Genomic DNA, 9,113 nt, shown 5'->3' with positions numbered 1-9,113 from the left:
TAACTGACTGGCATTAGGGCCTGAGGCCCCCTGAATGCCAGTGTCATGATTTAATGGCGGCTGACGATGATCCGCCCCGTGCTCATGTCACGGGCCTGGCCGGTGACGCTGATCTTGAGACCATACTCGGGCAGCAGACGACCGGCATCCGGGATCTCCTTGCTCTGGTAGCTGCGAGAATCCTTGAACACCCGGTTCGGGGTGATCCAGAAGTCCTGCAGCAGTGAGCCGCTTGAGTGCTGGAGGTCGAGCGGCTTCTGGAAGCCAAGGCTAAAGGTGGCATCGTGGATTTGATAACGGGTACCGGCTACGGCGCCGTCACTCCACTTCAGGGTGCGCTGGTCTGCATCCACTACCCCGAGGAAACCCTCACCCGGATGGAGACCCACCCAGTTGTTGGCCTGGCTGTTGTCCACGTACCAGAGCAGCATGCCCGGCTCGTAGCGCATCAGTTGATCGCCCACATTGATATGGGCCAGCCCCGTATCGACTCCCGCATGGTTGCGCCACTCGGCCAGATAGTAGTGATCCTTGGCCTCACTGCCGTTGCTTTTCACAAAACCGGCCAGGGTGAAGGCGGAACTGCCCTCTGCCCCGTCGCTTATCACAGTCTCACCGTCAGCCAGGATCTGGATCTCGTCCACGAACAGGCCGTCCTCGGCCGTGCCGCCATCGCTTTGGTATTGCAGGGTGAGGGTGATCTGCTGACCGGCCCAGGGGGTCAGGTCGAACTCGGCATCGGTCCAGCCATTGGAGTTGCCCGTGATGCCGACCCCGAAACCGATCCCGTTAGGATCGTCGCTGGTGGTCAGGTTGCCCGCGATGGGCTGGCCGTTGACCAGCACCCTGGCGTAGTCATATCCCTCTTCAATCTGATACCAGGCCTTGAACGTCAGGCTGGCACTCTGCCTGCCGCTCAGATCCAGTTTGAGGTTCATGCGGTTGTCCAGGTTGTTGGCCTTGCCACCGTGGTATTCGTATTGGCCGGCGTAGGGCGGGTTGAGCGGGACCTGCTTGGCGGGCAGGTTGATGCGCACCACGTCGTCGTTTCGCCCCTTGTCGTTGGCCTGATCCAGCATGTAGACGTTGCCACTGGGGCTGAGGTCGGCGAGTTGTACATTGCTGCCATGCAGCCAGTTGCCGCCGAGGGAGGCCTGCAGGAACTCCTTGGCCCAAGCGGAGAAACCGGTCGGCTCGGTGCCGCCAATCACCCCGGCCCAGGAGCCGGAGGACATGATGGACCAGCTGGCGACAGGCTCACCCTTGCCGGTGTATTTGGTGTCGTACTCGTCCGGCAGTCCCAGATCGTGGCCATATTCGTGGGCACAGACCCCGGCTGCCGCATCGATGGGCTGAATGGTGTAGTCGTAGGCGGCATACTGGCCGCCGAAGTTCCCGCTCGGGCTGCTGGTGCCCGGGATGGGGTAGGGGGTGCCCAGGTTCCAGCGATGTGCCCAGATGGCATCTTCGCCAAGATCGCCACCCCCCGCCTCTTCCCCCACGCTGGAGTGGAAAATCATCAGGTGATCGATGAGACCATCCGGCTCGTTCCGGTTGCCATTGCCATTGAGGTCGTAGCGATCCTCCTGGTCAAACTCGGACAGATCGATGGAAGGGTCGTTGGCGACCTGGATCAGCGCTTCTTTCACCAATTCCCGAATGGTGGTCGGAGTGGCATTGGCGCCGTAGTAGGCGGCATTCTTGTCGGCGGTATACCAGCCCGCCACTTTGCCGCGCACACTGTAGCTCTTGCCGGATTGCTGCTCGTAGAACTGGCGCATCGAGATAAAGTACTCGCCATTCGGGCCTTTATAGCCCTTGTTGGAAAAGAGCAAGTCGTTGTAGTGCTCCGGGGTGTAGTCCGGGTAGTACATCTTGGTGAGGTCAGGGGTGATGCTGTTTTTCGGGTAGTCGGGGAAGTCCACCAAGATAGCGAGGATCTTGTCCTTGCGCATCTTGCCCTGGTAGTGCTCCCTCTCGATGGATTTGAGCAGCAGAGTGGGAACCCGATCACCGGGACCGGCCATGCCGTTGAAGCGGATTTTCTTGAGGATGGTCTCCCGCACCTTGCCTTCTTTCACCGCCAGGGTGCCACTGCTGCCATTGTAGGCCCGTGACTTTTCGCGGTAGAAGCTGGCCAGGGCGGCCCGTTCCATCTCGGGAGAGGCCAGGGTCTGGATGCGGCCACTCTTTTTGAGCATCTCCAGTACCTTCACCTCATCGGCCAGGGCGGCATCGAACGGACCATGCACCGGGGCGGCCATGGCGTGGTTTCCAATCATCAGGGTTGAGCCTATGACCAGGCTCATTATTGTTTTTTTAGGCATTCTCTATGTGCTCCTTCACATGATAAAAAGGGAGCCCTGCTGGCTCCTCTTTCCGTACGGGCAGTGTTTCGTCCGCGTCCCTTGATACACCCCATTAGGATCCTTTGTCACTGTGCACAAGTTGGTTGAATGTGCTGATTTTGAAGTGACTTTCGATGGTGTTATGCCGCTGGCGATCTCTCGCGTGAAGTTCCGTATGGGGCATTTTGTGGCCGGCGGCAGATTACACTTTATTCACCTTTTGTGATGGCACCCCATTTGGGGTGGCCGTGGTGGACCCGCTATCTTGGTTTGCCGCATTGAGCCGGATGCGCTCTGCGGGTATGCTTTGCCGCAACTATGCCGCCCGGGGTGCAGCGAGTCTGAACAGGCACCCTGTGGCCGACGGCATTTGACACCAACCAAGTATCACCTGGGGTTACTATGAGTCTTGATATGCAAGAGTGGCGTGCAGAGACCACCGCCATCGTCAACGAGTTGCTGGCCGATGGCAGCAACCCGGATCTGGAATATGACATTGAGCACCACTTCGCCTGCCAGGATTTCGATCAGCTGGAGAAGGCCGCCGTTGACCTGTTCAAGGCCGGTTTTGAAGTGACAGATGCCGAAGAGATGGAGCTGGATGATGGTGCCCCTATCTTCTGCTTCGATGCCACTGTCGAGTGCAAGCTGGAGATCGAGACCATAGTCGCTGACATCGAAAAAATGCTGCCGATCCTTGAGAAATATGGTGTGGACTACGACGGCTGGGGCACCTACTTCCAGGAGTAAGCGGGCTTGACGCACTGCTGATCTGTGTGCCTGACAAGCAACCGGTCACCCTCTGGGGTTAATGCAAGTCAGTGACGAGCATGTGAGTCTTAGCCCGCGAGGTATAAAGGCCAAAGAGTGAGGGAGGCATCATGCCTCCCTCTTTTTATTGGATGCCCGTCAGGGCAAAGGTGTCAGCCAGATTGACGCGTCCACCATGGCACAGTTCCTGTAATTGAACATGTCGACTATTCAGCCACAAAAATGGTTAGCTGACTGGCATTACCCTCTGGGCTGGCCTGTTGGTTGGCTGTCAGGCACAGGCAGCTGGTAGCTGCGGGCAAACTCGTCGGGAGGCAGAGGGCGGCTGAACAGGTAGCCCTGCAGCCGATCGCAACCGGCCTGCACCAGCCAGGCCTGCTGCTCGGGGGTTTCGACCCCTTCGGCGGTGATCCTGATCCCTAGCTCGTGACCGAGACCGATGACGGAACGCACTATGGCGGTGGTGGCCTGATTGGTGGTCAGCCCCTGGGTGAAGCTGCGGTCCAGCTTGAGGGTGGCTACCTGTAGCCTCGGCAGGTAGGCGAGCGAGCAGTAACCTGTGCCGAAGTCATCGATGGCGAGCTGGAATCCCGCTTCGATCAGGTTGGTCAGGTTGCTCTCAATTTCGTCGGCGTTCTCCATCAGCACGCCTTCGGTGATCTCCAGCTCCAGTTGCCAGGGGGCCAGGCCGTGGCGTTCGATGCAGGCGAAGATCTGCGGGCAGAGCTCGGGGTCGCGAAATTGCAGCGGGGAGAGGTTGATGGAGAGCACCAGATCCGGCGCCGCCTCCTGCCAGCGGGCCAGCTGGGCACAGCCTTGTTCCAGCATGCGCTGGCCGAGCTTGCCGATGAGCCCCAGCTCCTCCGCCAGCGGGATGAACTCATCCGGCGAGATCATGCCGAGCTCGGGGTGAGGCCAGCGGCAGAGCAGCTCGGCCCCGTGCAGCTGATTGGTGCGGGTGCTGATGATGGGCTGATAGACGGCGGTGAGCTGGCCCGACTTGATAGCCAGCGGCAGCTGGGCCGCGATCAGCTGACGGCGCTTGAGTTTGGCGTTGAGTTCGGGATCGAACAGGGTGCAGTGCTGTTGCTGACGCTTGCCCTGTGCCAGCGCGGCTTCGGCATGGCTCAGCAGCCGTTCGGCATCGTTGGCCTTGCCGTGGGCTATGCCGAGGAACACGGGGATTTGGATCCTGTGATCTTCGACCAGATAGGGGACCATCAGCTCCCCTTGCAGGCGGCGGCTCCAGTCGGCCAGCGGCTCGGCCAGCTCGGGCAGCAGCATGGCGAAGTCGTCGGCGGCGACCCGGCACACCAGCGACTGGGGCGGGGCCAACTGCTGCAGGCGGCGGGCCACCTGACTCAGCAGGCGATCCGCCACCCGGATGCCGAAGCGGTCATTGATCTCGCGAAAGTGCTGCAGATCGACCAGCAGCAGGCTGGCCTTGCGGGTGCCGAGATGGCGGCTGGTCTGCAGAAAATGGGAGAGCTTGAGCAGGCCGGTCAGGCTGTCGTAGTGCTGTTCCTGCTGCAGCTGGGCCTGGGTGGTGCGCAGCCCCGTGATGTCGCGGCTTAATGTCAGGGTGCCGAGGGAGTTGCCATCGTCATCCGGCACATCGACCCGGGTGACCTCTAGGTGGCGGCCCTGGCCGCTGGCATCCACCAGACAATACTCTCCCCGACCCATCGGCAGCTCGGTGGAGAGGCGGTGGGCAACCCGCTGGCCCAGTGCCTCGCTCGCCACCATGCCCATGAAGTCGAGAAAAGCCTGATTGCAGTCGATGAGCAGGCCCTGATGGTCTTCCAGCCGGATGGGATCCGGGATGGCGTCCAGCAGGCGGCGCTGCAGCAGCTGTTGCTGGCGGAAGGTCTGCTCCAGCTCCTTGCGCTGATCAATCTCGTTGACCATGCCAAACAGGGCTACCGGCTTGCCCTGCTCGTCATAGAGCGGGATCTTGTGGATCTCCATCCAGCTGGTGGTATCGCCGCTGTGGCAGTACAACTGCTGATAGAGCAGGGGTTTGCCCTCCGCCAGCAGCTGCTGATCCTCTTCCCGAAAGACGTCGCCCCACGGCATGTCCGTATCCGTCTTGCCGATGAGGTCTGCCGGTTGCAACAGGCCCGCCTGCTCCGTAAAGGCCTGGTTGGCAAACAGGTAGCGTCCGGCCGTATCCCGGCAGAAGATATTCATGGGTAACTGATCGATGATCTGCTGCAGCAGAGTCAGGGTGAGCAAGGAATTCACGCAGACACTCACGGGGGAAATTTCGAGCGAATCTATGATAGCAGGCTGGTTTTGTAAAGCTTGGGTTAATGTTGACGCATTTCTGCTGATCTCTGCTGACAGTCTGTGCCGTCAACGCCATAATAGCCGCCGGTTGGCCTATGGCCGGATAATATGGATGAGAGAAGCTGCATGAAAAAGATAATGGGGGTAGCCCTGGCCCTGTTGATAGGCGGTTGTGCCAGCGATAACAATGGTGGCGAGCAATACCGCTATAATCCGCCGGTTGCCAAGGCGACCAACAATACCCAGGAGATGCCGATCCCGGTGGATCTGGTGTGGGCCCGCGCTGAGAAGTGGTTTGGCGATCACGGCCTTAACATCGAAAACAGCCAGCGTGGCTCAGGCCTGATGACGGCCAACGTCGAGAACGCGGCCGATGGCCTGGAGTGGCTGGATTGCGGCACCATGGGTTCCAAAGTAGCGTTGGGCAACCCCAATCTGCAGATCAACCTGATCATCACCCAGAGTGGCAACAACAGCGTTGCGACCGTCAACGTCAAGGGCAACACCCAGCTCTACTTCGTCGAATCCTCCGGCGAGCGCGTGCTGGCACCCTCCGTCACCCCGGTCTGCGTCTCTCGCGGTAGCCTGGAACAGAGCCTGTTCTCTACCTTGAGCAACTGATCTGCCGCTGTCGGCCGCCCGCTTGCCTGGTGGCTTGCACGAAACACCCCGTTGCCTGCAACGGGGTGTTTGTTTTTGGGGATCCGCGAGCATAAAGACGGGGAATGCGCGATCCGCTCACCCAGACGGCCACTCCCGAGCGCCAGCATTGCGGCCAGCCATAAAAAACGCCCCGGCAGGAACCGGGGCGTTGTGATGACATGGGCATAGGCTGGCAATCAGAGGGCGCTGTCGCCGTGAAACAGTGCCTGCTCGCCGGATTTGAGCAGATAACCCTTCCAGAGGAAAAGTTGATAGGCACCGCCCTGCCAGGACCCGTTGCCCTCATCCCCTTGCCGGGTCAGCAAGGTCTGCTCACCGTTTGGCAGAGTCAGTTCGGCCTGGCTCTGGTCGGCATTGAACAGCAGGAAGGCGCTGCCAGTCTCATTCGCCTCGAGGGATTGCAGCCGCACCGCCTGTTCGAACAGTCGTACGCACTGGTTGGTCAGGGCGGACCACTGGTAGCCTGCGCTGCCGATGCAGTCATGGCTGTCACGATCACCACCAACCAGATGTTGCTCAGGTGTGCTGCAGGCCGCCAGCAGCAGGGAGGCGGTCATCAGAGTCAGAGTGCGCATGCTTACCCCTGCTTGTCTTCGAGATTGTCCCGCTCGATGACGATGTTGGAGAAACCCAGCTCCTTGAAGTAGTTCTCCTGATAATCTTTCACGCTCTTCTTGTCACGGCGGCAGACCTGCGCCAGCTGGGCCTCCATGGCGTGGAAGCTGGAAAGATCCAGCCCTTCAGCGGCGGCAATGGCGTCGTAGATGCTGCGGAACTTGTCGTTCGCGTAGCCGAGCTCTTTGGCCTGTTTTTTGTAGGTGTAGGTAATCTTAAACGCCATCTGGCCCTTCCTTCTTCGATTTGGCTTGCTTGCGCTGGACATAGAGATAGAGGCTCTCGACCTTCTCCCGGGCCCAGGGGGTTTTGCGCAAGAACTTCAAGCTGGACTTGATACTGGGATCTTCAGTGAAACAGCGGATATTGACTTGCTGCCCCAGCTCTTCCCAGCCGTAGTATTCGACCAGGGCGGTGACGATTGCCTCCAGGGTCAGCCCGTGCAGCGGGTTCTTTGGTTGCGAGGTGCCTGGCTGGTCACTCATGCCTTGGCCGCCAATGTGGCAAAGGGTTGACCCATGCGGGTAGTGACACCATTGGCCAGATGCGGCTCGAAGCCGGCCAACATGCCAGGTCCAAACAGGCAGACCACGGTACTGCCCAGTTTGAACAGGCCCATCTCGGCCCCTTTTTGCAGTGTGATGGCCTCATCACCGCGGTAATCCCAGCGCACCACTTCCTTCTGCTTGGTTGGTGCAATATTACCGGCCCAGATGGTCTCGATACTCGCGACGATCGTGGCGCCGACCAGCACCAGCGCCATGGGGCCGTGCGGGGTGCGGAAGGTGGCAACCACCCGCTCGTTGCGGGCAAACAAATTGGGCACGTTCTCGGCGGTGAGCGGGTTGACGGAGAAAAGATCCCCCGGCACGAACACCATGCTCTCCAGCACGCCGTCCAGCGGCATATGGATGCGGTGGTAATCCTTGGGCGCCAGATAGATGGTGGCAAAGTCGCCATCCTTGAACGGCGCCACCAGATCTTCATAGCCACCCAGCAGTTCACGGGCGCTGTAGTCGTGGCCCTTGGCCTGGATGATGCGCCCCTGATGGATGGGGCCGAGCTGGCTGACAGTGCCATCCACCGGCAGCGCCAGGGTCATGGCATCGTCTACCAACGGGCGTATCCCCGGTTTGAGCTCACGGGTGAAGAACTGGTTGAAGCTCTTGTAGTGTGCCGGGCTCTCGTGCAGCGCTTCGCTCATGTCGACGCCGTACTGCTTGATAAACGCCTCTATCACTTTGGTGGTGAGGTTGCCGGCTTCGGCAGCCGCAAGCTTGCCCACCAGACGGGAGAGGGCGTGTTTGGGCAGGCAGTATTGACCGGCAATTTTCAGGTTGTCAGTGATGCTCATGATCTTCATCGAAATAATAAGTTGAATGGGTCACAGTCGGGCCTGTTGGCGACCGTGGCGGGCTTCCTGCATGGTTTCCAGGATGCGGTGATAGTTGTGGAAGCGATCGGCGCTGATGTCGCCACGGTCGACCGCCGCACGCAAGGCACAGCCGGGATCGTCCTTGTGGGTGCAGTCGCGGAATCGGCAACCACCCAGGTAGTCACGAAACTCGATGAAGCACCAGGTGATGCGATCGGCTTCCAGATGCCAGAGAGCGAACTCGCGGATCCCGGGGGAGTCGATGAGATCGCCGCCGCTCGGGAAGTGGTAGAGCCGCGCAGTGGTAGTAGTATGCGTACCGAGCCCCGAGTTTTCGGAGATCTCGCCGGTCAGCACATCCAGCCCCGGCATCAGGGCGTTGGTGAGCGACGATTTGCCCACCCCGGACTGGCCGACGAAGATGCTGATCTTGCCTTCGAACTGGGCCTTGAGTTCATCCAGCCCTTCGCCGCTCTCGCAGCTGACCAGGATCACCTGGTAGCCCAGCTTGCGATAGGGGTCGAGCTGACTCTCGATGCGGGCGCGGGCCGCGGCATCGAGCATATCGACCTTGTTCAGCACGATGAGCGGCTGGATCTCCACATCCTCTGCGGCCACCAGATAGCGGTCGACGATATTGGTGGAGAACTCGGGCATCACCGCCGAGACGATGATGATCTGGTCTATGTTGGCAGCGATGGGTTTGACCCCGTCGTAGAAGTCCGGCCGGGTCAGCACAGAGTGACGCGGATGCACCGCCTCTATAACCCCGGCGGTCGCGGCATTGAGGCCGGGACGCCAGACCACCTTGTCACCGCACACCAGGCTGCTGATGCTGCTGCGACGCAGGTTGCTGCGGTGGATGGTGCCATCGACCGCTTCCACGTCCGCATGCTGACCGAAGCGGCTGATCACCACCCCTTCGATGGCCGGGCCAAACAGGGTGTCATCCACAACCGTAGTGTGATCTTTTTGCAGCCGCCGCTCGCGGTTGGCCTGGACGCGCCTTTGTTGACCCAGATTGAGTTTTGCTTTCTTTGCCACTCGATTCG

At 60.2% G+C, this 9,113-nt stretch carries 9 protein-coding genes; 2 read left to right on the top strand and 7 right to left on the bottom strand.

The annotated features are described in order from the left end of the window. Nucleotides 1-50: 50 nt before the first annotated feature. Nucleotides 51-2,327 (bottom strand): immune inhibitor A domain-containing protein, encoded by a 2,277-nt coding sequence (locus tag BN1129_RS08310; RefSeq protein WP_042035788.1) that lies wholly within the window; start codon nucleotides 2,325-2,327, stop codon nucleotides 51-53. 423 nt (nucleotides 2,328-2,750) lie between these two features. On the opposite strand from BN1129_RS08310, the gene rraB reads away from it, so the two are divergent. Then, nucleotides 2,751-3,098 (top strand): ribonuclease E inhibitor RraB, encoded by a 348-nt coding sequence (gene rraB / locus BN1129_RS08305; RefSeq protein ID WP_280136031.1) that lies wholly within the window; start codon nucleotides 2,751-2,753, stop codon nucleotides 3,096-3,098. Between the two features lie 261 nt (nucleotides 3,099-3,359). Here the strand turns inward: rraB and BN1129_RS08300 are convergent, their stop codons facing one another. Next, on the bottom strand, nucleotides 3,360-5,363 hold the full coding sequence (locus tag BN1129_RS08300; protein WP_042035786.1) for a sensor domain-containing protein: 2,004 nt from the start codon (nucleotides 5,361-5,363) through the stop codon (nucleotides 3,360-3,362). A 171-nt stretch (nucleotides 5,364-5,534) separates the two neighbouring features. Here BN1129_RS08300 and BN1129_RS08295 point away from each other — a divergent pair, with 171 nt between their 5' ends. Continuing rightward, nucleotides 5,535-6,029, top strand: coding sequence for a hypothetical protein (locus tag BN1129_RS08295; RefSeq protein WP_042035785.1), 495 nt, complete (start codon nucleotides 5,535-5,537; stop codon nucleotides 6,027-6,029). 218 nt (nucleotides 6,030-6,247) lie between these two features. On the opposite strand, the gene BN1129_RS08290 is transcribed toward BN1129_RS08295, so the two are convergent. From BN1129_RS08290 to rsgA, 5 genes are read right to left on the bottom strand one after another with little or no spacing between them, the layout of a single operon-like run. Then, entirely contained in the window at nucleotides 6,248-6,646 is a 399-nt protein-coding gene (locus BN1129_RS08290; RefSeq protein WP_042035784.1) for a hypothetical protein, read from the bottom strand. Between the two features lie 2 nt (nucleotides 6,647-6,648). Beyond that, a complete protein-coding gene (locus BN1129_RS08285) occupies nucleotides 6,649-6,912 on the bottom strand; it encodes a DUF2960 domain-containing protein (RefSeq protein ID WP_042035783.1) in 264 nt (87 codons plus the stop codon). After that, nucleotides 6,902-7,171 carry a VF530 family protein gene (locus tag BN1129_RS08280; RefSeq protein WP_042035782.1) on the bottom strand — a complete coding sequence of 90 codons (270 nt, stop codon included), beginning with the start codon at nucleotides 7,169-7,171 and terminating at the stop codon, nucleotides 6,902-6,904. The genes BN1129_RS08285 and BN1129_RS08280 overlap by 11 nt, the downstream gene beginning before the upstream one ends. Beyond that, complete coding sequence (gene asd / locus BN1129_RS08275) at nucleotides 7,168-8,040, bottom strand: archaetidylserine decarboxylase (RefSeq protein WP_042035792.1); 873 nt, start codon at nucleotides 8,038-8,040, stop codon at nucleotides 7,168-7,170. Before asd ends, BN1129_RS08280 begins: the two co-directional genes overlap by 4 nt. A 30-nt stretch (nucleotides 8,041-8,070) precedes the next feature. Beyond that, a complete protein-coding gene (gene rsgA / locus BN1129_RS08270) occupies nucleotides 8,071-9,105 on the bottom strand; it encodes a small ribosomal subunit biogenesis GTPase RsgA (RefSeq protein WP_042035781.1) in 1,035 nt (344 codons plus the stop codon). Between the last annotated feature and the right edge of the window lie 8 nt (nucleotides 9,106-9,113).

Origin of the sequence: Aeromonas popoffii, assembly GCF_000820025.1 — a bacterium.
Taxonomy (GTDB): Bacteria; Pseudomonadota; Gammaproteobacteria; order Enterobacterales; family Aeromonadaceae; genus Aeromonas; species Aeromonas popoffii.
This window is presented reverse-complemented; position numbering and strand designations above follow the sequence as displayed.

Coding starts and splice junctions, on each gene's coding strand:
- BN1129_RS08310 (WP_042035788.1), bottom strand. CDS start 2,327: ATGCCTAAAAAAACAATAATGAGCCTGGTCATAGGCTCAACCCTGATG.
- rraB (WP_280136031.1), top strand. CDS start 2,751: ATGAGTCTTGATATGCAAGAGTGGCGTGCAGAGACCACCGCCATCGTC.
- BN1129_RS08295 (WP_042035785.1), top strand. CDS start 5,535: ATGAAAAAGATAATGGGGGTAGCCCTGGCCCTGTTGATAGGCGGTTGT.
- BN1129_RS08290 (WP_042035784.1), bottom strand. CDS start 6,646: ATGCGCACTCTGACTCTGATGACCGCCTCCCTGCTGCTGGCGGCCTGC.
- BN1129_RS08285 (WP_042035783.1), bottom strand. CDS start 6,912: ATGGCGTTTAAGATTACCTACACCTACAAAAAACAGGCCAAAGAGCTC.
- BN1129_RS08280 (WP_042035782.1), bottom strand. CDS start 7,171: ATGAGTGACCAGCCAGGCACCTCGCAACCAAAGAACCCGCTGCACGGG.
- asd (WP_042035792.1), bottom strand. CDS start 8,040: ATGAGCATCACTGACAACCTGAAAATTGCCGGTCAATACTGCCTGCCC.